This window comes from Paenibacillus baimaensis, assembly GCF_025567575.1.
On record NZ_JAOQIO010000084.1, the window covers coordinates 428,844 to 455,592 of the forward strand.

Sequence of the window (26,749 nt, forward strand, 5' to 3'; positions counted from 1 at the left end):
ACTACATGGAAAACTCCTTTCCTAAATAAACGTCAGGTGCAGTCAGATAGACTTCGCGCACAACCACATTTTGAGGTTGATTGAGGACATAGAGGACTGCTTTGGCGATATCGTCTGCACTCAAAAATATTTGACCCATGGCAGCATGAATACGTTCGAGCAGTGCATCAGGTAGATGCTCGTCTTTCTTGATTTCCACATCGATACCAAGCTTGCCAGCAAGCTCTTGAATCCGCACCGGGTCAACGCTTCGCCCAAAATTTGTCGCAACAGCGCCTGGCATAATATTGCTTACTCGGATTGGTTCGTCCGCCAACTCGTGTGTCAATGCTTCACAAAGGGCATTTACCATATGTTTGGTAGCGCTATAAAAATCTTTGCCTGGTTCTTTGGCATTGCCTGAGGAGATATTGATGATGTGTCCGACAGCGGTATCAGGATGCTGACGCATTGCACGAATAGCTGCTTGTGATCCCGCCAGCAGGGCCATAATATTGACATCGATCATCTCACGCCAAATATCGGGATCAGCTTCAGCGATTTCCCCATGTAGGTGCAAACCTGCATTGTTGACCATAACGTCCAATCTTCCTGTTTGCTGTGCAGCTTGCTGAACAAAATGCTGAAGCTTCTTGATATCGCGAATATCAAAAGCGCTGATACTTGCGCGGCCCCCCGTTTTTTCGATTTGATCACGTATAAGCTCCAGCTTTTCCTCGTTCCTTCCTGTCATGTAGACATGCATTCCCGCTTGAGCCAGATGAATTGCTATAGCACGTCCAATTCCGCTTGAGGCACCTGTGACGATGGCTGTTTTTATATTTGACAAGTGGATCACTCCTTTTTGGTATATAAATAATAATCAACACATTGTTGATTTACTTGATTGATGTTTATTATAATGTAAGTAATTTTGACTTACAATAATCACAATTACGCTGAATGTTTCATAATAGACAGGAACTCCGGTTCTGTTTATTAACGGCGTACATGACTTGGAAGGATTGTGTTTACACATGGAAAAAGCCAATGATCTGAGAGTTATACGAACCAAAAAGCTGATCGAAGATGCCTTTCTGACCATTATGGAAGAGCAAGGGTCCGAGGGAGTGACAGTCAGGAGCTTATCGCAAAAGGCGGGGATCAATAGAGGAACCTTTTATTTGCACTATCAGGATATTTACGATTTGATGGAAAAGCTAGAGGATAGCCTGATCGAGGGAATGAATAGCCTTTCCCATCAAGAAGATCCAAGAGATCTCATGAGTCTTGACACTGATAATGAACCTTTCCCCATGATCATGTCCTTCTTTGATTATTTGAACGTCAACCCACGCATGTTCAAACTCGTGTTTGATCCCCAAGTGCCGAGTTTCGGCCGTAAGCTGACTTCCTTGCTGCATGACCGGATGTATGCCAAGATCCCGCAGGAGCTGATTGATTCCCATACACAAACGATGCCGCCTGATTATCTTATTGCTTATTTTAGCTCTGCCTATTTCGGAATTATTCACCATTGGTTTGCATCGGGAATGGAACTTCCCCCACGGGAAATGGCATTGATGATAACTCGGTTAATTCGACATGGCCCCTTGGTAACGGCGCTGAAGGGGTTTGAGAAGTAGAGAACACGATACTTTTGAATTGACAGTTTACTGATTTGAAAATATAATCAATAATAGGAATAACGTTTTAGCAAACTATTAGAAAGAAGGATACTTATATGGAGCAGCCTGCAAATCTTATCGTTGACGGTGTATGGCCGACTATGGTTACCCCTTTTACGGAGTCAAATGAAATCGATTTCAAAGCGTTGGAAAAGCTTGTTGAATGGTATATTGCCAAAGGGGTTGACGGCTTATTCGCCGTATGTCAGTCGAGTGAAATGTTCAAGCTCTCTCTGGAGGAGAGAGTGCAGCTAGCCGGATTCGTCAAGAAGCAGGCAGCTGGCAGAGTGCCGGTGATCGCTTCCGGTCACGTATCCGATTCCATTCAGGATCAGATCGAGGAAATAAAAGCGATCTCCGCGGTGGGAATCGATGCTTTCGTAATGGTGAGCAACCGACTGGCAGCACAGGATGAGTCGGATGACGTATGGAAGCGTAATGCGGAGATTATATTGGCGGCTGTGCCTGATGTAGCGTTTGGCATTTACGAATGTCCGTTTCCTTACAAAAGATTGATGTCGCCCGAATTGCTTGCCTGGTGCGCATCAACTGGGAGATTTTTGTTCCTGAAGGATACCTGCTGCGACGTGGAGCAAATTCAAGCTAAATTAGATGCAGTTAAAGGAAGTCAGCTCAAAATTTTCAATGCGAATTCAGCAACTTTGCTGGAAACTCTAAAGATCGGCGCAGCAGGTTTTAGCGGGATTATGGCGAATTTTCATCCGGATCTGTATGCATGGTTGTTTAACAATTGGAACAAGGACTCGGACAAAGCGGCTCTGGTTCAAAGCTATCTGGGAGTTTCCTCGATGATTGAGCATCAGTTGTATCCGTTGAATGCCAAATACTATTTGCAGCAGCAGGGGTTGGGCTTTACGCTTCAATGCCGTGCGAGGAATCAGGAAGATTTTATAACGAAAGAACGACTTGTTATGGACCAGATGAAGCAGTTGGATCAGTGGTTAGGCTTATTCGTGAATGGGCAGGCTGCTGTTGCGAATTCTATAGCGAAGTAGGCTGAGTAGGGCAGCAATCATTCTTAATCCAAGGAAATCCCATAATCGAAAAAAGCAAACAGCAGAACCGTTGATGACGGAACTGCTGTTTTTGTCTTGTAACTATCTATCAGGAACATTTGGCAAGTTGCTTGAGCAGTTGTCTAACGGCTGTTAAATTCTCCACAGGATTGCCTGATGACCAGATGTGGCTCGAACATACGTGCGGCGGGTGGAACAACCTGATGATGCAGGACATCGACAATCATCTGAAAGCAAGCCTTGGCCATCTCCTCGACCGGAAAATGAATCGTGGTTAATGGAGGAACGGTGAAGCGGGCGATTTCATTGTCATCGTGTCCAACAAGCTCTATATCCTCAGGAACTCTTACTCCTGCTTCTCGCAGGGCTGCAAGTACACCTACAGCCATTTGATCACTAAGTACGAATAAAGCTGTAGGTCGATCTTCAGAAGCATGCAGCAGTGCTTGTGCCGCCTGATAGCCGCCTTCCTCCGAGAACTCCCCCTCCGTAATGTGGACAGGGTTAATCGAAAGTCCAAGAGCCGCTGCCTTATCTATGAACCCCTGCTTACGGTACTGGATGGCTCTGGATGATACTCTCGGAACGATGACACCTGCATGAGTGTGACCTCTGCTTGTAAACAAACGGGCAACCTCCTGCCCTGTATGCTCATTATCTACATTAATCGTACAAAATTTATCGGAATACCGCTGATACAGCACAACAGGAACCAGAAGCGGTGTCGTTTGCAGAAAGGCCTCATCCTCATCCGTAGCATTCGCAATAATCGCTCCATTGAAGCGGGTACCGGTGACAAGGCTTTTGACGTCTTGAATCCGGCCTCCGACATAAGGTTGAACTAACAGCTCATACTCGGTTTCCTGCGCGTGCAGACTCTCCTGAATCCCTTTTAAATATCGACCGATCAGTGAAGCGCGGGTATCCATCGTCCAAAATAACGCAATGATCGGAGCGACCGTTTCTCCACCACTGCGCAGACGACGAGCCGAAATATTAGGACTGTAGTTAAGAGCCCGGGCTGCTTCCAAAATCCGTTGTTGGGTTGCTGCCGAGATCCGAAGTGCGGTTCCCTTTCCATTCAAAACAAGTGAAGCCGTGCCTTGGGAAACCTGTGCAAGCTTGGCTATATCTTTAATACTGGACAGTGTGCTCACCTCTATTCACTGTAATACTTATTATTCGTATTATAGCTTAATTTGCTTAGGGATTGAACTCTGTACAGTACCATGATAAAATTTGCTTCATAGACCCGAAAATGAGGGATCCTCGGTATGAATAAGAAGGAAGCAGAATTCAGCAATTTAGTGAAAGCGTTTCGAAAAAGACATATGGGCAAGGGACCGCGGGAAATCCGGACCACCTTTTGCAAGCAGTGGGCAATTTGTGAGATGGAAGGCAACTTGTCCCCGGTGGAAAAGTTCATCGCCACAGGAACGGATGGTAAGCAGGTATTGCGCACAGCGCGTACCGAAATGGTGAAAGATATTTATCGCAATCACCCGCCGATAGAAATGGAACAACTGCTAGGGGCCAAATTTGTCGAGCTGTTCGTTGATATCGATCTGGAAAAGGATTTTGGGATGTCGATATTTGTGTTCGATCAGGATATTGAAAGCAAGTTTTCATTAAAATAAATAGTTGAAATCGTCATAATTGCATACATGTGCCGTTGGCACTTGGCAGCGATCCTGCTCAAGACTAACAGCCGCATCAGAACCTTTATTTTTTGTACCAACAAAAAACGGAGGGACTGCTGCGGCTTTTTTTGTGAATGTATGGGCTCTGCTGATCATTCTGAATGAAATCAAGGAGGTAATCAGGTTGGGTAAAACACAACATACGGGACCCATTAAGCTCCCCAAACGACTGGATCCGAAGCTGTGGGTGAGTAAAGCTCCCTTCGGATTAGGGCAAGTCAAACCACATCATATTAAAGAATCATTGAAGATTGCCTGGGAGAATAAAGATCAACTGCCATATGCCTATCGAATATTGACACAAGGTGTGTGTGATGGCTGTGCACTCGGTGTATCCGGACTGTATGACAGGACGCTTGCAGGGCCGCATGTATGCACGACCCGACTTAACGTTCTGCGTCTTAATACGATGCCGGAGATCAAACCGGAGGTACTCCACCAGGATATTGCAGAGCTGCGGACTATGGACAGTGCAGCCCTACGCAAGCTGGGGCGAATTCCGTATCCGCTGATACGCAGGCCTGGGGAGAACAGATTTTCTAGACTTCCATGGGATGAGGCTCTAGAGATGATCGCCACAAAAATTCGAGCTATCGATCCTAAGCAGCTTGCTTTTTATTTGACAGGACGAGGCATCACTAATGAGTCCTATTACGCTGCAGGCAAGGTTGCACGCTTGCTGGGAACGAATCATATAGACAACGCCTCCAGAATCTGCCACTCACCTTCCAAAACAGCGCTCAAGCGTTCCGTCGGAATCGGGGCTTCCAGCTGTAATTATAAGGATTGGATTGGTACCGATGTGCTCGTGTTCTGGGGCAGTGTAGCCGCTAACAATCAACCAGTATCGACCAAATATATGTACGCGGCCAAGCGCAAAGGCACCCGGATTATCGTCATTAACCCATATCATGAGCCGTCGATGGATCAATATTGGATCCCTTCTATCCCAGAGTCTGCGTTATTTGGTACCAAGCTGACCGATGACTTTTATCAGGTTCATATTGGTGGGGATATCGCTTTTATGAACGGTGTGATGAGACACTGGTTTGAGATGGAAGAAGCGAGTCCAGGCTCTGCGGTAGATCATGCCTTCATTCAAGCGCATACGAACGGTTATGAACAGCTGAAGGCTCATGTCAGGGAGCAGGATTGGGAGCTGCTGGAACGCTCATCAGGACTGAGCCGTGAACGCATGCTGGAATTTGCCCGTTTGCTGGCTACGTCGAAATCAGCTGTATTCGTCTGGAGCATGGGGCTGACGCAGCATCGTTTCGGTACGGACAACATTTCACAGGTGGCGAATTTGGCCTTGCTGCGAGGATTTCTGGGCCGTGAGTTTTGCGGGTTGATGCCCATCCGCGGACACAGCGGGGTACAGGGATCAGGAGAAATGGGTGCAGATCCGTTCAGCCTGCCCGGCGGCGAATTCAGTGCGGATGGTATTGCGCGCATGGAACGGGTATGGGGCTTCGAGCTGCCCAAATGGCAGGGGGATATTGTCGGAGTCTCGTTGGAGAATTCGATGCTTCCTGATGACCACGAGCGTAAGCTGAAGCTCTTCTATACGTCAGGAGGAAATTTTCTGGAAACGATGCCTGACCCCGATTTCGTTCGCGAATGTTTGGAAAATGTCGATATTCGGGTGCATCAGGACATTGTGTTGAATACGTCTACGCTTGCTGAAGCGAGGGAGGCCGTGATCGTAATGCCTGCGATGACTCGCTATGAGCAGCCTGGAGGTGGAACCTCGACATCCACAGAGCGGATGGTCTATTATTCACCGGAAATCAAAGGGCCCAGAGTCAGTGAGGCACGTGCGGAGTGGGCCATCTATGCCGAGCTTGCAGCCAAAGTAAATCCAGAGTATGAACGATTGGTCGCTTTTCGCAATGCAGAGGATATTCGACGTGAAATTGCTGCTGCCGCTACGTATTATGATGGTATTCAGCATTTATCCGAGCGTGGCGATGTATTTCAATGGGGCGGCGCCTGGCTTTGCGAGGATGGAGTGTGCCCGACGGCCGATGGCCGCGGCAATCTGATCCCCATCGAACAACCTGAGCTTCGTAAACCGGAAGGGCATTTCCGTGTCACGACTCGCCGCGGCAAGCAGTTTAATTCCATGATCTATAGTGCCACCGATCCTTTTAATGGAGCTGACCGTTACGATGTGCTGATCAATCCGCAGGATGCCGAGGCGCTGCAGCTTAAAGCGGGTGATGCTATCGTAGTATATAACCAATACGGATTGCTTCATGGGCGGGCGAAGCCGGTTCCGATTCAACAAGGTAATATTGAGGTTCATTGGCCTGAAGGCAACAGCCTGATCCCCAAAGGTGTCTATGAAGCTCACGCAGGTATACCTGAGTATAATACGGCTGCGGTGGTGGAAAAGGCGGAAACGTTTCATGCCCTTAAAGACACCAAATACGTGGAAAAACGAGTGCTGGAGCTGGAAACGGAAATGGGGTGAAGCCGAATGGGAATGGACTTTATGGATGATTTTCCAATAGAACAGCCAGTAACGGCCACATGGCGTATATTGAAGTATTCCGGTGGTCAATTTAATGAGCAGGAAGACGTAGTGGCTTCTGAATATCCGCTTACCGTTCGAATAGACGGGGAGGAGTTTGCCACCATCGTATGCAGTCCTTCAGATCTGGAGGATATGGCGATTGGCTTTCTTGCCTCTGAGGGGGTTATTCGCGTCATCGAGGACATCCGTACCTTAAAGCTGAATGTGGAGCGCGGTTTTGTCGATGTTGAGCTCACTGTTAAGCAAAACACCAGCAAGGATTCGTATAACAAGCGATTCATTGGCTCTTGCTGCGGGAAGAGCCGGCAGTTTTATTTTCATAATGATGCGAGAACAGCCAAAACGATTCCATTACGGACCCGTATTAGTGCTGTACGCTGTCTGGAACTGATGAACCAGCTTCAGCAAGCTTCCGCTGAATTTCATCATACCGGAGGCGTGCATAATGCGGCTCTATGCAGTGCTGACAGCACTGGAGCGCCTGTCTCACTCGTCCGTTCAGATATAGGCAGACATAATGCACTTGATAAAATTTTTGGACAATGCATCAGACATCGCATCCCACTTCAGGGGAAGGTTATTGTATTTAGTGGAAGAGTTTCATCCGAGGTGCTGCTCAAGGTAGCCAAGATTGGTGTAGGTATAGTGCTGTCCAAATCGGCACCGACAGGGTTGGCGCTTGAGCTTGCTCATGACCTTGGTATTGCGGTAATCGGTTTTATTCGTGGACATTCCTTTAATGTGTATACCCATTCGGAACGGTTGGAAATCGATATTTGAATTTCCTTAAGCGAAAAAAATGAGGTGTTCGGTGTCAAGGTCAAGATATGTTGATTAATTGAAAAAATCGACAAGAAATGTCCTGAAACGATTATATATTTACTGTAAAATTAAACGTAGGCGATGAGAGTTAACCGGATCCTGCATTCTCGGGGGTTCCTTCCGTCTTCTTGTGATAAACATACCCTAAGGAGGTATTGTAATGACCGCATTTGGTTGGTGCATGCAGATCGAGCATGCTGAGGAGCTTCAAAGATATGGATATGATTATATTGAATGTTCGATTGCTCCCTTGTTGAGTCAGGATGATGAGGCTTTCAAGAAAGCGTTACCTTTGTATATCAATAGCCCACTTCCGGTCAAAGCCTGGAATGTGTTATTTCCCGGAGATATTAAAGTAGTAGGTCCAGAAGCTAATGAAACCATTATCACGAATTATTTGGCCAGAGCCGTAGATACGATGTCTCAAGCAGGATCGTCCATTTTTGTATTTGGAAGTGGAAGATCACGCAGCATTCCAGAGGGTTGGGAGCATGCGCGTGCGGAGGAGCAGTTATTAAGGCTGCTAAGGATCATTGCAGAGCAGGTTAAGGGAACTAATCTTACGTTGGCAATCGAGCCTCTAAACACCAAAGAATCGAATGTGATCACGAGTGTAGCTGAAGGTGTGTATTATGCCAAGCAAATTAATGATCCTGCTATTCGAGTACTAGCTGATTTTTATCATATGGATGAAGAGTCTGAGCCATTGGAAACCATTGTCGCCCATAAGGATTGGCTGTCCCATATTCATATTGCCGACACGGGACGTCTGTCTCCCGGAACAGGTCAATATCCGTATGAACGCTTTGTGGCGCAATTGAAGGCTGCAGGCTATAACGGCATGGTGTCGGCAGAATGTACGGTAAAGGATCGCGCACAAGAGCTGCCGGCTTCCCTAAGCTTTATGAAAGAGCAGTGGTCGAAGTAAACGAATCCGAATTTCCATACGACATGTACAAAAAAGAAGTCATCGTTGTGATCAACGGTGGCTTCTTTTTGTACTCTATTTGATTTTAGGATTTACTAAACCAAACGCGCATAACAGAAAATAATTGCTCTAAATTGATCGGTTTACTAATATAGTCGGAGGCGCCAGCTTCCAGACATTTTTCACGATCATATTTCATGGCTTTGGCTGTGAGTGCTATAATAGGCATCTCATTCAGCTGTGGATCCCGACGAATATGTCTCATCGTCTGGTACCCATCCATCTCCGGCATCATAATGTCCATCAAGACAATGTCAATCTCCTTATGGAGATCCAGCATATCCAGACACTGCCTTCCATTATGAGCCGTGAGTACACGCATACCCTGCATTTCGAGGGCCTTGGTCAAAGCGAATATATTTCTGACGTCATCGTCCACGACCAGTACCTGCTTACCGCCAAAAATCGATTGATGGATCACGGCAGGCTTGGTCTCAGGAATGATCAGGTTATCGATAGCCGGAGCTTCAGAAGGAGCCTCAGACAGCTCCAAGGCGCTAACGGCAGTAGCCGAGGATTCAGCATACATCGTAACCATCTCCATCGATGAAGGATTGTGCAGGCAAGGTATATAGAGTGTAAATGTACTTCCTTTACCTTCTTCACTTTCCAAAGCGATACGGCCACCAAGTAAATTTGCAAATTCACGGGATATCGACAAGCCGAGTCCGGTTCCCCCATATTTGCGTTCTGTTTTCCCGTCAACCTGCTGGAACGCTTCAAAAATCAGAATACGTTTGTTAACAGGAATACCGATGCCTGTATCCGATACCGAAAAGGCAATGACATTGGCTGTGCTTGCATCCGGCAGCGCAATATTGGCTTCTAGCGGATCTGCCTTTCGAATGGACAAAGTGACAGCTCCACTTTCGGTAAATTTGAAGGCATTTGATAACAAATTTTTCAGTATTTGCTGCAGCCGCTGTTCATCCGAGAAAATCAAAGAAGGAAGTCCAGGATGTTGAATAATACGGAATTGAAGGTTGCGCTGCTTGGCAATTGGTGTGAAATTGCGCTCCATAACATGAGGAAGCTCTGTCAGATTGACAGCTGCAATCTCGATCTCGAGCTTTCCAGCCTCAACCTTGGATAGATCAAGAATATCATTAATCAATGACAAGAGATCATTCCCTGAGGAATTAATAATTCTTGCATATTCCTGTTCATCGGTATTTAGCGTACCATTTGCATTTTCAACTAAAAATTGGGACAAAATAAGCAGACTGTTGAGCGGTGTACGCAGTTCATGAGACATATTAGCCAAAAATTCCGATTTATATTGAGAGCTTTGCTGCAACTGCTCGGCATACAGCTCGAGTTCTTTCCTGGCCTGCTCCACCTCAAACGATTTTTGTTCGGCAAACAGGTTCTGTTCTTCCAGATGCTCATTAGTGGAACGCAGCTCCTCTGTTTGCACCTGTAATTCTTCTGCTTGTGTCTGCAGCTCTTCCGTCTGTGCCTGTAACTCCTCGGCCATGGTCTGAGACTCACTGTATAAATTTTCGATTTCCGTACGACTGGCCGCATTGTGCAGTGTGACTCCAAAAGGCTCGGCAATTTGTTCAAGAAGCTCTCGTTGAAGCTTGGTAAATTCGTTCAAGCTGGCCAGTTCCATGACAGCAAGCACATTTTTTTCGAAAATAATCGGTGCCACTATAATTTGTTTCGGTGCTGTATGGCCCAAGCCTGACGTGACTTTAATATAATCGTCCGGTAATTGATTCAATATCAGAATTCGATTTTCCGATGCGCTTTGACCAACTAGACCCTCACCCATTCGGAAGCTTTCCACACCTACACCATCTGCTTGCCCAGCATAAGAGGCGAATCGGATCAACAGATCTTTTTTATCCGCAATCTTACGTAAATACAAGACTCCGTAGTGGGCTTCGACTAAACCGGCGATTCTATTGATGAAGGATTGAGTTAGCAATTTCATTTCGGTCACACCTTGAAAAGTTGTTGCCATGTCCGTTATTTGGGTGTTGATCCAATTTTGTTCTTCAAGCTTGGACAACAGTTCGTTCGTAATCTCGGCGAGATCGCCAACCTCATCCTTTGTTTTCACTTCAACCCGCATGGATAAGTCACCCTTGGAGGTCGCAATATGTTTGATCGAGCCTGTGACTTGCTTGATCGTATTAACGATGGAACTGGATGTGATTAGAGCGATTAGCACAGCGATAGCGGATACTACAATCCATATGGTGTTTAATATCGAAAGAAGTACTTCATTATCACGGATGAGTTGTTGACTCCGCGCCTCGGTAAAGGAGAGCTCGGTGCTTCGAAAGGCTGCAAGCTGGGAGCGCAGCTGATCCGTATATTTTTTACCGATATCTAATTTGTAAAATTCAATGATTCCCGAGTTATTGTTATCCTTTTTCATCGATAATACAGGATCTCCCGCTTCAGCGATCCAAAGCTCAATGTTGGTTTTTATCTTTTCCAGATTTTGCACCTGTCTGGGATTATCCATAATCAACTGACGAAGCTTATTATAGTTTTCCTTCCAACTGCTATATCCATTATTATAGGGGATCAAATACTTGGCATCTCCGGTTATGACATAACCGCGCTGGCTATCTTCCATATCCAGTAAGTTTTTTTCAATATCATTGCTAAGATTATGAACCTGAAAATCGTGTCCCGTGATATATTCTCTATCTACTTTCATCGACATAACACGATCATTAATTAAAATTATGGATATGCTAAGGCCAATAAGTACGATAAGATAGCCCAGTATAATTTTTGTTCTTAAATTGAATCTTACTTTGCTGAACAACTTTAAATACCTCCCCTTGAAGCCATCGAACTGAACAACATATTTAAACCGTTTAATAGTTAGAATTCCAAGCTTAACTCTATCATAAAAGCGATGGGTATAAAAGCTGAATTTCAAAGTTTCTAATGGCAGGATATAATCAAATACTCCGATATAATAAGTAAATGGAACCATCTCTGCTGTCCAGGGAATGGTTCCATTTATGTTTGCGCTGTAACTTTTCTTTATGTTCTCTCAGAGTTGGTGTTATACGTGCTGCAGGGTCAAGTCCATTCCAGCTTAAGCGATTAAGCTCGGGATTGTATTTCCCTTCGCGTGCCTGCTTTTGACGAATTTTTTTGGCTTTACTAAGTGCCATTATGGCACCTCCTTCATTAAGAATGATTCTTCTACTAGTATACTAAATTTGAAGATATTTTGTAACGAAAGAGTTTGACATTTTTGCAACGTTACGGTGAATCGGTTGTGTTCGACAATTCGTTTTGGTAATCTAATGAAAGATTACTGCAAATAATAGACCCATTCGGGAGTGAGTACGTTGTCCTACGATTTTTACTATTGGCTGATTATGGGTATCGGATTTATTATTCCAAATTTGGCAGGGGTGGGGCTGATGTGGAAGACACAGAAGCTGCTCATGTCTTCAGTGGTTTCACTAGCTATCAATTTGATTATATTCGCAGCAGCTAGTTTATGGTGGGCTTCTTTATTTGTCGGATTTCCACGTACTTTTGGATTGGCAGGCTATGGTATTGCATTTGTGAACATTGAAGTGCTGCTGTTGTTCACTTTGATTATTATGAGAAAGAAAAGTACTTGAGTCGTCTTTGCATCTGTTAAAAGTAAACGAAAAACTCCCACATCCCTAACTAAATAGGTATGTGGGAGTTTTTAGATTCATGATATGTTGATTATTCGTTAAGCTCTTAGAAAGAAGCGGCAGCAGCTTTAGCTTTTTCCAGACCTTCTTCAATAATGGCTTGACCACGATCCGGGAACTGGTTATGTCCTTCGACAACAACAGTAGTAGAATTTTGAACTCCGAAGAAATTAAAGATCGTTTTAACATAGTTCAGGGACATTTCGATTGCAGCGGCAGGACCTTCGCTGTAAACTCCGCCACGTGCGTTCAGCAATGCAACTTTTTTGTCGCTAATCAAGCCTTTAGGGCCTTCAGCTGTGTAGGCAAATGTTTTGCCTGCTTGTGCAACATACGTCAAATACGTCAATAATTGTGCAGGAACCGTGAAGTTCCATAGTGGGAAGGCAACAACGATTTTGTCAGCTGCAAGGAACTGCTCCAAATATTTATTAACATTGTCGGCTTTTTCCTGCTCGGTTCCTGTTAATTCGTAACCCTTGCCAAGCTTGAAGAGGCCAGTCAATGTATCTACATCGTAGTATGGCAATGTTTCATTAAAAAGATCCAGTTCTTCAATATCGTCATTGGGGTTAGCTGCTTTGTAGCTTTCCAAAAATGCATAATATAATTTGACGCTTACTGCTTGATCAACCGGACGTCCATTAGCTTTAATAAATAATACTTTTGACATAAGTATGATGCCTCCTGAAATTTAATTAACTTACTTTACTTTAGTATGATATTAAATTAGCTTACGTTTGTCAAGTGACTAATAATTAATAATTTGCGAAGGAATTTCGAAATTTTCATTTGGAAACAATAAAAAAAGCTCCTAATCGGAGCCTATTCGACGAAGATACATCCGTGTTTTACATGCAGCTTTTCTTGCGAGATAAGAATCGTTCAGCTTCGCTGAAAACATATAAATTCTGGTGTAACTCTAAAAAAAGAGCTGATCGGATTACTCCGAAGCTCCTTTTTTGGTCAGGTAAGACTTGAATTTTCTTTCACGGGCCTCCCAGCGCAGCACGGATATAAAAAATCCGATTGAAGCAAACACGATTAGCCGAATGTATAACCAGGACATTTGAAAGGTATGCTGTGTCAGCCATTCCATTCCTGTAATTATGGCAGTTACTGCGATTCCCCAGGTTAATATACCAAAATACATGACATACTTGCCTTTGCCCATGGTTCTTCTTTTGCGCCACTGAGTGGCTTGTTGTTCGTTCATTTCATTCATGAAGCTGCTCCTCCTGAGTCGGTCTCGATCCATTCATTTCGTTACTTGGAGTTATTCGCTATTGAGCGCTCGAAGTCCTCCTGCATGTAAGTTGTTCACAGCGGTTGGTCTGCGTTAGACAGCTCTCGCGCGGTCGGGTGAAAATGGGGTCAGATCGATTGTGGTTTGCTCTCCCAGAATCAGTTGTTTAATTAGCTTGCCTGTAGCAGGGGCTAATAAGATCCCATTGCGGTAGTGTCCCATTGCAACCGTTAAGCCAGGAGCTTGAGTAGATGTTCCCATAAACGGCAGTCCATCTCTTGTACCCGGACGCAGACCTGCCCAGGTGCTGACAAGCTCAGCTTGTCCTAACGACGGCAGGAGCTTGACTGCTTTGCCGAATAAATCACTTACCACATTCACATGACAGCATTTGTTAAAGCCTGCTTCTTCCTGGGTAGCTCCAATAATCATGCTTCCATCGAGCTTCGGTACGATATAACAGCCTTGTGTAAATACGGTGCCTTGTAGGACAGGCGCTTCGGTTCTCACCGATATACACTGCCCTTTAACTGGAAATATCGGAAGCTCCAGGCCAAGTGGATCAGTTAGAGATGATCCCCAGGCTCCCGCGCATATAATGACATGATCGGCGTAGAAGGAGCCCTCGGCTGTTCGCACACCTTCGATGCGACCCTGACGTTCTATCAGGCCAAGTACAGGTGTCCATTCACGAATTTCGCAGCCAAGCTTGTGAAGGCCTGCTTGCAGAGCTTTGGCGAGCTGTACGGGATGAATTTGATGGTCCTGAGCAAAGCGAAGGCCACCCAGAATGTGCGGGGAAATACCTGGTTCCATAGCAAGCATCTCCGATGTGCTTAACCACTCCGCATTCTGAATCCATGGGAGGCGGCTTTTCAATTCCTGCTCGTCGTCGGTGTGAAGTGCGGCACGCAAAATTCCTTGAGCTATGTACTGTGGCGAAATCGCGCTGATTTGATGAATTTCCTCGCTCCAATCACGATATAATTGTTGGCTCAGACGGCACAGCTCGTAGAAGGCACCAGGATGATGTGTCTCTACCTGTGCTCCCAGCATGCCTGCGGCAGCTGTTGAGGCTTCCTGATTCAATGCCCCTTTATCCACTAGGGTACAGCGTATTCCGCTGCGGGCAAGTTCCCATGCTATCGTGCAACCTATAATACCGCCGCCGATAATGATTGCGGATGTAGACCTGGTGTTCAATATTAACCTCTCCTTGGGCTGTATTGGGAAACATTCAATGCTTCTCGATAACGGATGATTTGTTGAGCGGGCTCGGGATGCAGCAGGATGGATGACAGCAGGGCAATACCACTGCATCCTGTCGACAGCACTTCCTCAACTCGGGACACCTCAATGCCGCCAATTGCAATAACAGGGATCGGACTGGCAGCAACAACAGCAGCCAGGGTGGCAACACCACGGGGTGCGAGTCCGGCCTTGGAGTTCGATTCATAGACATGGCCATAGAACACATAGTCGGCTCCATGCTTGGCTGCGTGTATCGCCTCCTCGGCTGAATGGACAGAGCAGCCTATACGGACGGCCGCGGGCATTATCTGGCGGCTTTGCTGAATGGTCAGACTATTATATCCAAGCTGGACGCCAGGTGCTTGTACGGCGAGAGCCGCATCCAGCCGATCATTAATATAAATGGCAGATTGGGCGAATAACGGCTTAAGAGTTGTGTACCATACTGTCAGCTCGTAAGCGCTGCGTTGTTTTTCCCGTAAATGAAACATATCAATAAGCTCAGTCGGGCACCTGGAAGCAATGGCTGCTACTTCGTCAAGTTCCTGCTGAGCTGTAGTCAGGACATGAAGCTCATGCTTTCTTATGGGAAGCACTTCCTTTGGCGGCAATCGATTTAGGAACATCATAACGCAGCCTATGCAGACCGTCAAAGCGTTTGAGAAAGTTGTCATAAAATGCTCAATAAGCTGCTGACTTGACGATGGGAAAACAGACCTATACACTTTATGATAAGAGTAAGACATGTTAACCTGTAATAGAAGTTATTGGTTGTGAAAACAGACCTTATGAGCACGCACTAGAAGGAGAGAATAAATGTGGACCAAGTCTTTAAAGCACTAACCATTGCAGGCTCGGACAGCGGTGGTGGAGCGGGCATTCAGGCTGATTTGAAAACTTTTCAAATGCTTGAGGTTTATGGAATGTCAGCGATTACAGCTGTAACCGCACAAAATACACTCGGAGTTCATGGTATTTATGATATTCCTATTGAAGGTATAGCGAAGCAAATTGAGTCGGTTATATCGGATATAGGCGTTGATGCGCTCAAGACCGGCATGCTGTCGCAGCCTGAAGTCATTGAACTGGTCGCGGATCTGGTAACCAAGCATAAGCTGAGTAAGCTCGTTGTTGATCCGGTGATGATTGCCAAGGGTGGTGCTGCGCTGTTGGCTGAGCATGCACAGGATGCGATGCGCAAGCGATTACTGCCTTTAGCGGCGCTGGTGACGCCGAACATTCCGGAGGCAGAGGTCATTATCGGGATGGAGATATCCTCATTGGATACCATGAAGGAAGCAGCGGTTCGAATTGTTGAACAATTTGGTTCAGCAGCTGCGATTATTAAAGGAGGCCATCGAATTGGCGATCCTACCGATGTCTTATATGACGGAGAGCAGTTTCATTTTTTCACCGCAGAACGTTATGAGACACGCCATACCCATGGAACAGGCTGTACATTCTCAGCTGCGATTACGGCTGAGCTTGCCAAAGGCAAGACCTTGACTGAATCGGTACAAACAGCCAAAACCTTCATCACACTGGCAATTCGACACGAGCTTGGTATTGGTGGCGGACACGGACCTACGAATCATTGGGCTTATTGGCGTGAAGCACAGACTCATTCGGATTTGCAGGCAAAGGAGCAAGGGAAATCATGAGCTATGAATATTTGATGCAGGCAGCCATGTTAATCATTCTGATGCTGGCCAGTTTTCCGGCTATCATGCTGTGGTCCAAATGGAGAAATAAGAAACGGAGATAAAACCCATGTATTATGTCAATCATGAACAAATTGATTTGCGACTGAAGTTTATTCCCACACTGATCGCGGCATGTGAGCAGCTGGAGAAAGTCTGGGAGCTGACACCATCATCCGAAAGGCTGCTGCTGCATCTGGCCCAGGAACGTATTCTGCATTTATCGATTGAGACCATTACCGACGTCGGCAGCTTGTTAATTGATGCGTTCATGATGCGGGATGCCAGCAGCTACGAGGATATTATTGAGATTCTAAGGGATGAGCGTGTTTTTGAAGCAGATACAGCCGTTGTTTTTCGCGAGTTGGTACAGCTTCGGAAGTCGCTAGCGCAGGAGTATGCCAGCTATCCCCGAGAAACTCTTCACCCACTGATCGGTGCGCTCCCATCTGCACTTGCCATTTTTGAAGCTGTGGTTCCCGCGTTTATTAGCCGTGAACTGGTGTAAGAATCCTTAGGAACTGCTGCCGCTGATCTTGTGAGAAAACTGGAAAGTTATGATACTTTTTAGTATAATAATTTACTTATAGCTGATTTTCATATACAATCAATTTATGAGCAGGATTGTCAGGTGAACACGACAGTAAACATTAAGGCGGTGAGACTAAGTGACCCAGGAATTTGATATGTCGACACGTAGAGTCGTACTGACCATGTTGAAAACCAAAGGACCTTTGGCTGTCAGCGAAATAGCCAAGCAGCTCGGAATTACGGAAATGGCTGTACGCCGGCATTTGAATACACTGGAGCGCGATGGTCTGATCGAATCGAAGCTGGTACGCCAAGCGATGGGAAGACCGACGAATTTATATTCGCTAACGGAAAGTGCAGATGAATTATTTCCGAAGAATTACTATAATTTGACATTGGATCTGTTAGGTGAGCTTGTGGAAGAAGCAGGCGAGGCCAAGGTACAGCTGTTATTTGAACGTCGTAAGGAAAAGATGATTGATCGCTATGAAGAGCAAATGCAAGGCAAAGAGCTCGGGGATCGGGTTAAGGCGCTGGCGGAAATTCAGAATGCAAATGGCTACATGGTAAATTGGTCTGCTGACGAGGATGGTACCTTTGTCATCAATGAGCACAATTGTCCGATTTCTCAGGTAGCCAATCAGTATAATCATGCTTGCCATTGTGAACTGATGATGTTTGAGACTTTGCTTGGTGCCGATGTCAAGCGTACGGAATGTTTGGTCAAAGGCGGACTCAAATGCTCGTATTCGATACAAGCCAAATAGGAACGATCTCCCGCACATAATTAGCGCAGGAGATCGTTTTTATTTTAAGGTATGATGACGGTCTGGTTACTTCACCCACACATTAGCTGTCAGCGCTGCTGCTTTGTCACGAATCCATGAGAAATTACCAGCGGCAATTTCCTGCAAATTGATCAAAGACCCGCCAATTCCCAGACCATAGCAGCCCGCTTGTATAAATTGCCCAATGTTGGCCTCATTAACCCCGCCTACGGCTACCATCGGGATGTGATTAAGTGGTCCTTGAAGCTCTTTGATATAGGCTAATCCAAGGCTCGCTCCCGGGAATATTTTCACTGCGGTTGCGCCTGCTTTCCATGCCTTGACGATTTCAGTTGGCGTCATGGCTCCCGGGAAAATTGGAACCCCTTGCTCTACAGCATAACGAATAACATCCTCATCCGTGTTTGGGGTGACTATGTAGGAGGCACCTGCCTCAATCGCTTGCTTCGCGTCTTCCATATCGAGTACGGTTCCCGCACCTATGTACATGTGATCGCCGAACTGCGCTTGCAGCTTGGTAATCATCGATAAGGCCCCAGACGTATTCAATGTTATTTCCATAGCTCGGATCCCGCCATCCAGCAGCGCTTGAGACAGATCGTTAATATGACGTTCCTCAACCCCACGAACTATCGCTATAATCCGCGTTTTTTCAATCCATTGTAATCCTTGTTCACGATTCATGTTACCATCCACCTCATCCACAAGTTATGAGTCTATTATGCCACCTTTTGCACGAACAGGCTATTGCTCCACTAAACAAATTTGAGAAATGTGTGTCAAATCGCTGGGCTGCTACCTATAATGTAGTATTCCATAGGCATTCGTCCTGGGAAGTTGCTTGGAAGGGAGGTCCGGATACATGGATTGGCCATTAATCGTTAGCTTAGCAGTGCTCACAGGCGTGATGGTGATTGGAATTGCCCTTCTCTTATGGATTGAAGTTCGTCGAGCCATCCGCAGGTCGTTAGCGATGATGGAGCGGATGGAGGCACAGATGAAGGGTACGCTGGAAGACACCCAACAGCTGATCCAAACCACGCAAAGCCTGACAGTTGATATCCAACGCCGCTTACATGCAGCAGATGGAATTATGCAGGCCATACAGAGCACGGGTGAAGCCTCTGCGAGTCTATCCAAGTCTATTAAGGGGATATCGGGGGTATTGTCCAATTCGATAACAGAGGCCCGTGCTACTCTTCAAAATGAGCAAGATACGGTGCGTAATCTTATCGCCATGACGACTATGGGTGTGGAGCTGTGGCACAAATGGCAGTCTCGGAAACCTTCCAAACCAAGCTCACCTGCGAATGAACAACAGTGAAGGAGATGATCAGTTTGACAACCAATAACAGAAACAAGGATTTGTTGATCGGAGCGGTAGTAGGTACTGTATTGGGAGCTGTGACTGCACTGCTCTTTGCTCCCAAATCAGGCAAGGAGTTGAGAACGGATATTGCGGATGGTGTGCAGCAGGTTTCTACCAAGACCCAGCAGGCTGCAGAGTCGATTGCCGATAAAACGAAGCAGCTGGCTGGTACCTTAAATGAAAAAACACAGCTAGCCGCGCAAACAGTGAGCCGCCATACATCGGAATGGTCCGAAAAAGCAAAGGAAACGGCATTGTCCTGGAAAAATAAAGCTGCATTGTCCATCACGGAAGGGACAACGGAATCCACGGAGAACGAGTTAACGACTCAGGACGAGTCTAAAGTAAGCTAGGTACACAAACCCGTTAGCAAAGGCTGGAAAGCCTGGTTGGCCCCCACAACAAAAAGACATGGTTCCAGCAGCGCCACTTCGTTGCCGTATCCGTGTCTTTTTATTGTTAGGCTCTAATATCACCATTTGGAGGCATCAATCTTGCTAGGGTCTAGACCTTCCCAAATATTACGTATTGGGGCCGAATTGGGGTTATCGAAAACGAGCCATGCCGTAGGCAAATACCGTTCGCCATATTCACTGGAAGGACGGTTTACAATCTTATTGTCATGAACAAGAACTGTAGAGGAGCCACCATCCAGATTAGCCGCTGTCACCGCACCTTTTTCCAGAAATATTTGTTGAATATCATAGAGCGTGGCACCGATACTGTAGCCGGGCTGTCTGCCATCAATAATGGCAAACATGATCGTGCCATCTGCTTTTTGTGCCATCGCGGTCCGTGGTGCAACGCCCCAGCCGTCCGCCTGACTCTTGATCTGGCCCACACCGTTAACGATAAACCGCGGTGCAAACGTCACCGCCTCCTGAACGCCCATTTGCAGCAGCTCACTTGGCTTGTATTTACCAGCAATCATCCGACCTTCCTTATCGATCGCCACGATATGATTCGCTGTATTCATGTCGCCATCGTTATAAAAAATCTTACCGCCTGAAATGACAATCCCGGTTGGCTGAAAGCCATTTCCTTTCCATTCTGGATCGACGAAGCCGCCTGCATTCACACCAGCAACCGCACCGAGACGCTGGACCATGGAAGATACCTTCTCGCCTTTGCCTGCTTTACCGGGAACACCTATTCTAAGCTTTTTGGCGTCGTTGACAATCAACAGCTTGCCTTTGAAATTTTTCCCTTCGATCGGTTCGATTTGGACAAGCGGCTTTTTTTCGACAACTTTGGTTTCCACGGGTTTGTTCACCTGGACAAGCTTTTGATCCTTGATTTCGGCAAATTTATCAAATTGCTTCCAATAACTGTCGACACGTTTGTTAAGCTCTTCCTGACCAATCAAATAGACGGCCCAATGCCGATGCTGAGTAGAAATTAGTGTGTCAGCCATCATATAACGAAGATTGGAGCCCGATTCTGTCAAAAAGAACCATAAGCTGAACATCATCCCAAACATCATTAGCACGATAGAGGTATACAAGGTTAATGTGAGGATAACAGAGTTGCTTTTCTTTTTTACCTTCTTTTTGACGCCCCTTAATGCAGTTGTTGCTGCCATGTTCGATTCCTTTCCTTATCTCTATACTATGATCACTAATTAGTAGACGAAAAAAAATAGAAAAAAGTTTCAGTACAAGACCGCACACTTTTTTCTATGATTCAGATGATAGACAGTTGTTTATTTTCTCTAAGCAAAATTTCAAATTCATCAGCCGAAATCGGCTTACTGAACACATAGCCCTGAATTTCATCACAGCCTCGCATAATTAAAAAATCGAGCTGTTCCTTTGTTTCGACACCCTCTGCAAGGGATTTGATTTTTAATTGCTGAGCCATGGCAATAAGTGCCGTAACGATAGCGGCATTTTCCTCATCAAAGGTCACATCTCGGATGAACGATTGATCGATTTTGAGCGTATGTACTCGAAATCGCTTCAGATAGCTGAATGATGAGTAGCCGGTGCCAAAATCATCGATAGAAATAAAGACACCCATGGATCGCAGCTTTTGCATCGTTTCAATAATATAAGGGACGTTCGTCATAGCGACATTTTCTGTAATTTCCAGGCAGAGCAATGATGGATCAAGGCCCGTTTCCTCCAGAGTGTCCTCAATGATTTGAACAAACTGAGGCTGATGGAATTGTATGGCTGAAATGTTGACAGAAACACGAAGCGGGTGGTTACCAAGCGATTGCCACTTTTTATTTTGAATGCAAGCTTGCCTCAGCACCCAATTGCCTATCGGAATAATAAGACCGGTTTCCTCGGCCAGCGGTATAAATTCAGCAGGAGAGACCATTCCCCATTCCGGATGAAACCAGCGGATGAGCGCCTCCATACCGAATATTTCACCATGGCTCAAATCGACAAAGGGCTGGTAATATACGTGGAACTCGTTACGCTCCAGTGCTTTACGCAAATTAATTTCCAGACTCAATCTGTGCATAGAGCGTTTGTTCATTTCCGGATGATAGTAATGGTATGAATTCCCACCTTTCTCTTTGGAACGATACATCGCAATATCCGCATTTTTCAATAAGGTTTCTGCATCCGTACCGTCGTTCGGATAAAGACTGATTCCGATGCTGGCTGTTACAAACAGTTCCTGCTCTTCGAAAATAAAAGGTTCCTTGAGCAGCTCCGGAATCCCTTTGGCAAATTGAGCGGCTTCATCCATGCTGGCAATATTAGATAATAATACAATAAACTCGTCTCCGCCGAAGCGTGCAACAAGATCTTTATCCAGAACATAATCTTTAAGCTTATTGGATAAAGCATGAAGGAGCCGATCGCCAACATGGTGCCCAAGTGTATCGTTAATCACTTTGAAACGGTCCAAATCGAAGAAAATAATAGCCATTTTACCGTTGGTTCGTTCTGCTTCGGCGAAGCTCCTTTTAAGTCGCTGATCAAAATGCAATCGGTTTGGTAAATTGGTGAGAGCGTCGTGGTAAGCCATATGTACGATCTTTTCTTCTGCACGCTTGCGTTCGTTCACGGCACGGATCGTTGCATAAGAACGAAGCAGTTGACCATCCTGAGTCTCGCTGATGATTTTTTCAAACAATTGATCATGTTTTTTGGGATTGTGTTCAGCAGAGCTCGGATCCGATGTACGAATGAGCTGAATCACATTCTCCACATGTTCGCGGTGAATACGGGCCGTAGAAGCTACTTTGTACTTATTACGGTCCTGCTTGTTGAGATAGACGATGCCTTTCTTATTGTCATATTCCGCCACATGATTCATATTGACGATATTGGCATTATCCAATAATCGAAAGCCATCCTCAAACAGCCATTCCTCCAAATTGTCGAATGAGAAGTCAAGGTAATACTGATGTTCTTGGGTATGAATAATAATTTCACGATCACGAATTTTGTCGATTTTGACAACTTCGCTGGAATCAATAATCAGTATTTCTGACCCTCTCTTGCCATCTCGCGTGACGGGAATTTTCTGCATAAAGACTCAGCTCCATAAGAGAAGGATTTGATAGCACAATAGGGGCCGCGGCAAAGCGCAGCCCCTACATGTTACAATAACACATTATTTTTTCAAAAGCTCTTGTGGAGTTTCAGGACGGTGACCGAGGACAGAATTTGTAGTTACAAAAATCGTTGCAAGAACCATTAGAGCACTGTTCGCAATAATAGCAAATTTGTTCTTCATACTATAGACACCTCCTTTCTAGTATATCTCTAGCTTTATAAGCAATAGGTGTAGTTAAAAAGGCTTGTATAATAAAGGAAGCAGTTAAAACCGTGGAGTGAATAATAAAATTACTAGATACAATTAATACAGCAATAAGTTTTAATAAAGGATAATATTTACTATCAAGGCTGCTAAAACCTTGTATGTCATTAGGTACGGTTATGAGGAAAATAACGATGGAAATTGAATCAAGAGCCAAAAATACTTTGTCATAATTAAAATCAGTTAGAGAGGCTATTACAAATATAGTTGCTGTCATGATACAACAAGTCAGAGAAGAAGACATATGCATACCGCCAGTTACAAAACGAATCATAATAAAAGATATGAAAGCGATCAGGAACTGATATAAATGACCTGTAAAAGTACAAAATAAAAATGCTACCATTATAGCTGTAAGAGTATTAATCACAAGATTTAATGAATATTTCAGAACAGCTTCAGATCCTGCTTTATCATAATTCCTTCGAATACTTTTGGCAATGGATTCAGCAGATCGATCTATGAAATTCATTGCTTGGACAACCTTTCTCGCCTGTTTTTCCATAGTTTTTTGTTATGTAAATAAGCAAGATAAACGGCGGTTAATAAAATTAAGCCTAAGATGATTGGAATTACTACGTGGATCGTAGAGAGTTTGACAAGTGCAACCTGCATCGTAAAGATTGCTATGATTAAAATAGCAGATAACCAAAAATTATAAGCTTTTAACGCATCATTACTTGTTGTGTGAAAACCAAGTTTATACCTCTGTATGGGGTACATGACTAAAAGTAAAATAGCCGCATTGACCAATTCGAATATACTGAATTGTATTATAGAGGTTTTGAGAATTTGTTCAGTAAAAACATCGTAATAAGAGCCCAGATAGATCACAAGTCCTTCAAATGTTGCAGTTGCAAGTAAACCGAGTACGCACACTAAAAATGAAAAAATAATGGGAAGTTGGAAGAGTATCGTAATCATAACAACGCCGGTTACAAGAACAGGTATTAATGAAAAATCAGTTAATTCCAAGTAATCTCTTATATAGACTGAAATTGATGCCATAACTACAGCGATCCCAACTACCTTATACAGAGAATAACGAAAATAAATTCGAAACAGAGAAAGACAAAAAAGGAGCATTGCAGTGAACTCGATAACTGTGAAAAATGTTCTTGTGAGAAGTATCATAACATGCTCCTTTTGCATTAGTATCAAGTTAAATTAGCAAATTATAGTATATGGATATATTAATACACTATCGATGACATAACAAGTAGAATTTTGTCGAATAGAGCGTTTTCATAATACTATAAACCTTAAATCATCACTGAATACAGACAATTTATTTAAAACGGTATGTAGAAGCGATCTTTTAAAAGTTGTATACTCATCTATTGATTTATTAAACTATTCCACAAATCTTTCGGGTCACGACAAAAATAATTCAGCAGCAGGTGAAACTAATCAAGAAATTCTCTCTTATAACTATAATGAAGAACAAAAGCAAGAATTGTAGACGTAGATGTAAATATGAACAAAAACATGTCTTTCCACAAATAAACAGATAAACTGATCATGCTAAATGAAGCAAGGAAAATTAAAACACTTAAGTAAAGCTTGTTTTGTATGATCATGGCACTTGAATGAATTTTACTGTTTCTAGTTGATATAAAAGTAAATCCCCACCTACTTCGTATAATCAAGTAGGTTGTCATGTAATTGATAAACGACACCCAAAAGCCTTGCATGATATATTCATCTTGCAATATATTCAAAAAATATTGGTAGTTGAATTGAGCTACAATCATATTGTAAGCAAACTCTGCAGATATAGAGTAAACAAATACCAAACCGATCATCATAATGCTGTGGAAAAATTTGAAACGAAACACAACCATCAGGCAAAATAAAAAAGCTAACGGCTGAATGATTGTTAATAGGTAAATTATTTCCGAAGACTGCAGCAAAGCAGCAACAGGCGTCATTATGCAGGTGCTTACAATAATCGGTATCACATACTGCTTTAATCGCATACGGAATATTGCGAGGGCCAGTACAAAAAAGGAAGGCCAAACCAGAAAATAAATTAAATATTCCAGTATTTGTTGATTAGCAAGCATAAAGTTTCCACCCCCTGTGGCGATAGTTTTCAGCTTGACAGCCATACCTCGACTAGACAAGAAGCTTTCTTTTATAGCTATAAACGAATAATAATACTCTGGTACTTGTTCAATAGCCAACATTAGGTTCCTTATTATGAATAATTTTGGATTTCACTTTGTTAGCAAGAAAGAAGTACCGAGTTTCCGGACTAATCAAGCAACTCTCTTTTATAGCAGTAATGCAAAACAATAGCGATCAAAAGAGAAGCAACAGAAAGCACTACCAAAAACATTTCTTTCCACAAAAAAATGCATAAACCAATCATGCTAAAAGGAAAAATAAAAATCATAGCACTTACATACAGCTTGCTTTGAATAATCAATGTTTCTGAACGGATTTTACTGCTTCGAGGAGAAATAAATGTGAATCCCCATCTTGATTTCGTTAAAATGTAGACGGTTAAACAATTGATGAAGGTTACCCAAAAGCCTTGCATGATATATTCATTTTGAGTTATAAGCATAAACTGCTCGTAGTTAAATTGGGCTACCACAATATTATAGCCGTATTCTACGAATGCATCATAAATAAATACTAAACCTATCATAATGATGCTATGAATAAATTTGAAGTGAAATACAGTCATAAGACAGAATAAAAAAACCAATGGTTGAATAATGGTTATCAAATAAATCAATTCTGAAGATTGCAATAAGGCGGCAGTAGGTGCCATGATACAGGTCGACACAATAATTGGTATCACATACTGCTTTAATCGTATACGGAATAATGCAAGGGCTAACATAAAAAAGGTAGGCCAAGCCAGAAAATGGATGAAATAGTCCGGTATTTGTTCAATAGCCAATATTCGGATCCCCCGTATGAATAATTTTTGGTTTCATTTTGTTAGCAAGAATGAAGTACCGAGCTTCTGGACTAATCAAGGAGTTCTCTCTTATAACTAAAATGTATAACAATGGCGAGTATTATAGAAGTAGCAGAAAGTACTACTACAAGCAGTTCGCTCCACAAATAAAGGCTTAAACCAATCATGCTAAGAGGAAAAATAATGACTATCGCACTTAAATACAGCTTATTTTGAATATTCAATGTCCCAGAACGGATTTTACTGATTCGTGGGGAAATAAAAGTAAACCCCCATCGAGCTTTTATTATGATATAGATGGTCAAATAATTGATAATGGCCATGAAAACACCCTGCATAATGTATTCATCTTTGGATATTTGTAGAAACTTTTCGTAATCGAATTGAGCTACGACAACATTGTAGCTGACTTCTAAGAAAATATTGTAGATGTATACAAGACCAAGCATAATGATGCTGTGAAAAAACTTGAAACGAAATACGACCATCAGGCACAATAAAAAAACCAATGGTTGAATAATGGTTATTAAATAAATCAATTTTGAAGCCTGCAGCAAGGCGGTAGTAGGGGCCAAAATACAAGTAGACACTACAATTGGCAATACATATTGCTGTAATCTTATACGGAATAATGCAAGGGCTAACATAAAAAAGGTAGGCCAGACCAGAAAATGGACAAGGTACTCCAGCGCTTGTTCAATAGGAAACATATAGATCCCCCGACT

Annotated in this window: 29 protein-coding genes; 12 read left to right on the forward strand and 17 right to left on the reverse strand. The window is 43.9% G+C overall.

Annotated features, from left to right (window positions below; all coding sequences use genetic code 11):
- Position 1: 1 nt before the first annotated feature.
- A complete protein-coding gene (locus tag OB236_RS21050; protein ID WP_262685756.1) occupies positions 2–829 on the reverse strand; it encodes an SDR family oxidoreductase in 828 nt (275 codons plus the stop codon).
- A gap of 187 nt (positions 830–1,016) precedes the next feature.
- Between OB236_RS21050 and OB236_RS21055 the strand changes: the two genes are divergently transcribed.
- Positions 1,017–1,625 (forward strand): TetR/AcrR family transcriptional regulator, encoded by a 609-nt coding sequence (locus OB236_RS21055; RefSeq protein WP_262685757.1) that lies wholly within the window; start codon positions 1,017–1,019, stop codon positions 1,623–1,625.
- 98 nt (positions 1,626–1,723) lie between these two features.
- Complete coding sequence (locus tag OB236_RS21060; RefSeq protein WP_262685758.1) at positions 1,724–2,683, forward strand: dihydrodipicolinate synthase family protein; 960 nt, start codon at positions 1,724–1,726, stop codon at positions 2,681–2,683.
- 143 nt (positions 2,684–2,826) lie between these two features.
- On the opposite strand, the gene OB236_RS21065 is transcribed toward OB236_RS21060, so the two are convergent.
- A complete protein-coding gene (locus OB236_RS21065) occupies positions 2,827–3,861 on the reverse strand; it encodes a LacI family DNA-binding transcriptional regulator (protein WP_262685759.1) in 1,035 nt (344 codons plus the stop codon).
- Positions 3,862–3,978: 117 nt separating this feature from the next.
- On the opposite strand from OB236_RS21065, the gene OB236_RS21070 reads away from it, so the two are divergent.
- From OB236_RS21070 to OB236_RS21085, 4 genes are all read left to right on the forward strand, one after another.
- Positions 3,979–4,341 carry a DUF2294 domain-containing protein gene (locus tag OB236_RS21070; protein WP_076229072.1) on the forward strand — a complete coding sequence of 121 codons (363 nt, stop codon included), beginning with the start codon at positions 3,979–3,981 and terminating at the stop codon, positions 4,339–4,341.
- A 187-nt stretch (positions 4,342–4,528) separates the two neighbouring features.
- On the forward strand, positions 4,529–6,880 hold the full coding sequence (locus OB236_RS21075; RefSeq protein WP_262685760.1) for an FdhF/YdeP family oxidoreductase: 2,352 nt from the start codon (positions 4,529–4,531) through the stop codon (positions 6,878–6,880).
- 6 nt (positions 6,881–6,886) lie between these two features.
- Positions 6,887–7,723 (forward strand): formate dehydrogenase accessory sulfurtransferase FdhD, encoded by an 837-nt coding sequence (fdhD, locus tag OB236_RS21080; RefSeq protein WP_262685761.1) that lies wholly within the window; start codon positions 6,887–6,889, stop codon positions 7,721–7,723.
- Positions 7,724–7,925: 202 nt separating this feature from the next.
- Positions 7,926–8,693, forward strand: a complete 768-nt coding sequence (locus OB236_RS21085) for a sugar phosphate isomerase/epimerase family protein (protein WP_262685762.1) — start codon at positions 7,926–7,928, stop codon at positions 8,691–8,693.
- Positions 8,694–8,778: 85 nt separating this feature from the next.
- Here OB236_RS21085 and OB236_RS21090 read toward each other — a convergent pair whose 3' ends face one another.
- Entirely contained in the window at positions 8,779–11,541 is a 2,763-nt protein-coding gene (locus OB236_RS21090) for a CHASE3 domain-containing protein (protein WP_262685763.1), read from the reverse strand.
- A gap of 139 nt (positions 11,542–11,680) precedes the next feature.
- Entirely contained in the window at positions 11,681–11,899 is a 219-nt protein-coding gene (locus OB236_RS21095; RefSeq protein WP_076229075.1) for a hypothetical protein, read from the reverse strand.
- A gap of 180 nt (positions 11,900–12,079) precedes the next feature.
- Here OB236_RS21095 and OB236_RS21100 point away from each other — a divergent pair, with 180 nt between their 5' ends.
- On the forward strand, positions 12,080–12,361 hold the full coding sequence (locus OB236_RS21100) for a hypothetical protein (RefSeq protein WP_076229076.1): 282 nt from the start codon (positions 12,080–12,082) through the stop codon (positions 12,359–12,361).
- Between the two features lie 106 nt (positions 12,362–12,467).
- Here the strand turns inward: OB236_RS21100 and OB236_RS21105 are convergent, their stop codons facing one another.
- The 4 genes from OB236_RS21105 to OB236_RS21120 all read right to left on the reverse strand — a co-directional run bounded on the left by OB236_RS21105 (position 12,468) and on the right by OB236_RS21120 (position 15,544).
- On the reverse strand, positions 12,468–13,094 hold the full coding sequence (locus tag OB236_RS21105; RefSeq protein ID WP_262685764.1) for an FMN-dependent NADH-azoreductase: 627 nt from the start codon (positions 13,092–13,094) through the stop codon (positions 12,468–12,470).
- 270 nt (positions 13,095–13,364) lie between these two features.
- Positions 13,365–13,646, reverse strand: coding sequence for a hypothetical protein (locus OB236_RS21110; protein ID WP_256711184.1), 282 nt, complete (start codon positions 13,644–13,646; stop codon positions 13,365–13,367).
- Between the two features lie 114 nt (positions 13,647–13,760).
- The gene (thiO, locus tag OB236_RS21115) at positions 13,761–14,870 is read right to left on the reverse strand and encodes a glycine oxidase ThiO (RefSeq protein ID WP_262685765.1); all 1,110 of its coding nucleotides are present in this window, start codon (positions 14,868–14,870) and stop codon (positions 13,761–13,763) included.
- 2 nt (positions 14,871–14,872) lie between these two features.
- Complete coding sequence (locus OB236_RS21120) at positions 14,873–15,544, reverse strand: thiamine phosphate synthase (RefSeq protein ID WP_262685766.1); 672 nt, start codon at positions 15,542–15,544, stop codon at positions 14,873–14,875.
- 192 nt (positions 15,545–15,736) lie between these two features.
- Here OB236_RS21120 and thiD point away from each other — a divergent pair, with 192 nt between their 5' ends.
- The 3 genes from thiD (at position 15,737) to OB236_RS21135 (ending at position 17,916) form a co-directional block, all read left to right on the forward strand.
- A complete protein-coding gene (gene thiD, locus OB236_RS21125; RefSeq protein ID WP_262685767.1) occupies positions 15,737–16,579 on the forward strand; it encodes a bifunctional hydroxymethylpyrimidine kinase/phosphomethylpyrimidine kinase in 843 nt (280 codons plus the stop codon).
- Between the two features lie 109 nt (positions 16,580–16,688).
- Positions 16,689–17,126, forward strand: coding sequence for a DUF86 domain-containing protein (locus OB236_RS21130; RefSeq protein ID WP_262685768.1), 438 nt, complete (start codon positions 16,689–16,691; stop codon positions 17,124–17,126).
- Between the two features lie 160 nt (positions 17,127–17,286).
- A complete protein-coding gene (locus OB236_RS21135; protein ID WP_076229082.1) occupies positions 17,287–17,916 on the forward strand; it encodes a helix-turn-helix transcriptional regulator in 630 nt (209 codons plus the stop codon).
- Between the two features lie 66 nt (positions 17,917–17,982).
- Here OB236_RS21135 and OB236_RS21140 read toward each other — a convergent pair whose 3' ends face one another.
- Complete coding sequence (locus OB236_RS21140; RefSeq protein WP_076229083.1) at positions 17,983–18,621, reverse strand: bifunctional 4-hydroxy-2-oxoglutarate aldolase/2-dehydro-3-deoxy-phosphogluconate aldolase; 639 nt, start codon at positions 18,619–18,621, stop codon at positions 17,983–17,985.
- Between the two features lie 178 nt (positions 18,622–18,799).
- On the opposite strand from OB236_RS21140, the gene OB236_RS21145 reads away from it, so the two are divergent.
- Both OB236_RS21145 and OB236_RS21150 read left to right on the forward strand, forming a co-directional pair.
- Positions 18,800–19,261 (forward strand): DUF948 domain-containing protein, encoded by a 462-nt coding sequence (locus tag OB236_RS21145; RefSeq protein ID WP_262685769.1) that lies wholly within the window; start codon positions 18,800–18,802, stop codon positions 19,259–19,261.
- Positions 19,262–19,275: 14 nt separating this feature from the next.
- Positions 19,276–19,659, forward strand: a complete 384-nt coding sequence (locus tag OB236_RS21150) for a YtxH domain-containing protein (protein WP_262685770.1) — start codon at positions 19,276–19,278, stop codon at positions 19,657–19,659.
- Positions 19,660–19,778: 119 nt separating this feature from the next.
- Here the strand turns inward: OB236_RS21150 and OB236_RS21155 are convergent, their stop codons facing one another.
- The 8 genes from OB236_RS21155 to OB236_RS21190 all read right to left on the reverse strand — a co-directional run bounded on the left by OB236_RS21155 (position 19,779) and on the right by OB236_RS21190 (position 26,734).
- Positions 19,779–20,888: a phosphodiester glycosidase family protein gene (locus OB236_RS21155; RefSeq protein ID WP_076229086.1), complete on the reverse strand. Its 1,110-nt coding sequence runs from the start codon at positions 20,886–20,888 to the stop codon at positions 19,779–19,781.
- Positions 20,889–20,989: 101 nt separating this feature from the next.
- Positions 20,990–22,798 carry an EAL domain-containing protein gene (locus OB236_RS21160; RefSeq protein ID WP_262685771.1) on the reverse strand — a complete coding sequence of 603 codons (1,809 nt, stop codon included), beginning with the start codon at positions 22,796–22,798 and terminating at the stop codon, positions 20,990–20,992.
- Between the two features lie 84 nt (positions 22,799–22,882).
- Positions 22,883–23,005 (reverse strand): AgrD family cyclic lactone autoinducer peptide, encoded by a 123-nt coding sequence (locus OB236_RS21165; protein ID WP_262685772.1) that lies wholly within the window; start codon positions 23,003–23,005, stop codon positions 22,883–22,885.
- Between the two features lies 1 nt (position 23,006).
- Positions 23,007–23,561: an accessory gene regulator B family protein gene (locus OB236_RS21170; protein WP_262685773.1), complete on the reverse strand. Its 555-nt coding sequence runs from the start codon at positions 23,559–23,561 to the stop codon at positions 23,007–23,009.
- A complete protein-coding gene (locus OB236_RS21175) occupies positions 23,558–24,097 on the reverse strand; it encodes a hypothetical protein (RefSeq protein ID WP_262685774.1) in 540 nt (179 codons plus the stop codon). The genes OB236_RS21170 and OB236_RS21175 overlap by 4 nt, the downstream gene beginning before the upstream one ends.
- A 398-nt stretch (positions 24,098–24,495) precedes the next feature.
- Positions 24,496–25,275: a hypothetical protein gene (locus OB236_RS21180; protein ID WP_262685775.1), complete on the reverse strand. Its 780-nt coding sequence runs from the start codon at positions 25,273–25,275 to the stop codon at positions 24,496–24,498.
- 71 nt (positions 25,276–25,346) lie between these two features.
- Positions 25,347–26,003 carry a hypothetical protein gene (locus OB236_RS21185; RefSeq protein ID WP_262685776.1) on the reverse strand — a complete coding sequence of 219 codons (657 nt, stop codon included), beginning with the start codon at positions 26,001–26,003 and terminating at the stop codon, positions 25,347–25,349.
- Between the two features lie 71 nt (positions 26,004–26,074).
- The gene (locus OB236_RS21190; protein ID WP_262685777.1) at positions 26,075–26,734 is read right to left on the reverse strand and encodes a hypothetical protein; all 660 of its coding nucleotides are present in this window, start codon (positions 26,732–26,734) and stop codon (positions 26,075–26,077) included.
- Positions 26,735–26,749 lie beyond the last annotated feature (15 nt).

Coding starts and splice junctions, on each gene's coding strand:
- OB236_RS21055 (WP_262685757.1), top strand. CDS start 1,017: ATGGAAAAAGCCAATGATCTGAGAGTTATACGAACCAAAAAGCTGATC.
- OB236_RS21060 (WP_262685758.1), top strand. CDS start 1,724: ATGGAGCAGCCTGCAAATCTTATCGTTGACGGTGTATGGCCGACTATG.
- OB236_RS21070 (WP_076229072.1), top strand. CDS start 3,979: ATGAATAAGAAGGAAGCAGAATTCAGCAATTTAGTGAAAGCGTTTCGA.
- fdhD (WP_262685761.1), top strand. CDS start 6,887: ATGGGAATGGACTTTATGGATGATTTTCCAATAGAACAGCCAGTAACG.
- OB236_RS21085 (WP_262685762.1), top strand. CDS start 7,926: ATGACCGCATTTGGTTGGTGCATGCAGATCGAGCATGCTGAGGAGCTT.
- OB236_RS21095 (WP_076229075.1), bottom strand. CDS start 11,899: ATGGCACTTAGTAAAGCCAAAAAAATTCGTCAAAAGCAGGCACGCGAA.
- OB236_RS21105 (WP_262685764.1), bottom strand. CDS start 13,094: ATGTCAAAAGTATTATTTATTAAAGCTAATGGACGTCCGGTTGATCAA.
- OB236_RS21110 (WP_256711184.1), bottom strand. CDS start 13,646: ATGAATGAAATGAACGAACAACAAGCCACTCAGTGGCGCAAAAGAAGA.
- OB236_RS21120 (WP_262685766.1), bottom strand. CDS start 15,544: ATGTTCCTAAATCGATTGCCGCCAAAGGAAGTGCTTCCCATAAGAAAG.
- OB236_RS21130 (WP_262685768.1), top strand. CDS start 16,689: ATGTATTATGTCAATCATGAACAAATTGATTTGCGACTGAAGTTTATT.
- OB236_RS21140 (WP_076229083.1), bottom strand. CDS start 18,621: ATGAATCGTGAACAAGGATTACAATGGATTGAAAAAACGCGGATTATA.
- OB236_RS21145 (WP_262685769.1), top strand. CDS start 18,800: ATGGATTGGCCATTAATCGTTAGCTTAGCAGTGCTCACAGGCGTGATG.
- OB236_RS21155 (WP_076229086.1), bottom strand. CDS start 20,888: ATGGCAGCAACAACTGCATTAAGGGGCGTCAAAAAGAAGGTAAAAAAG.
- OB236_RS21160 (WP_262685771.1), bottom strand. CDS start 22,798: ATGCAGAAAATTCCCGTCACGCGAGATGGCAAGAGAGGGTCAGAAATA.
- OB236_RS21165 (WP_262685772.1), bottom strand. CDS start 23,005: ATGAAGAACAAATTTGCTATTATTGCGAACAGTGCTCTAATGGTTCTT.
- OB236_RS21170 (WP_262685773.1), bottom strand. CDS start 23,561: ATGAATTTCATAGATCGATCTGCTGAATCCATTGCCAAAAGTATTCGA.
- OB236_RS21175 (WP_262685774.1), bottom strand. CDS start 24,097: ATGGCATCAATTTCAGTCTATATAAGAGATTACTTGGAATTAACTGAT.
- OB236_RS21190 (WP_262685777.1), bottom strand. CDS start 26,734: ATGTTTCCTATTGAACAAGCGCTGGAGTACCTTGTCCATTTTCTGGTC.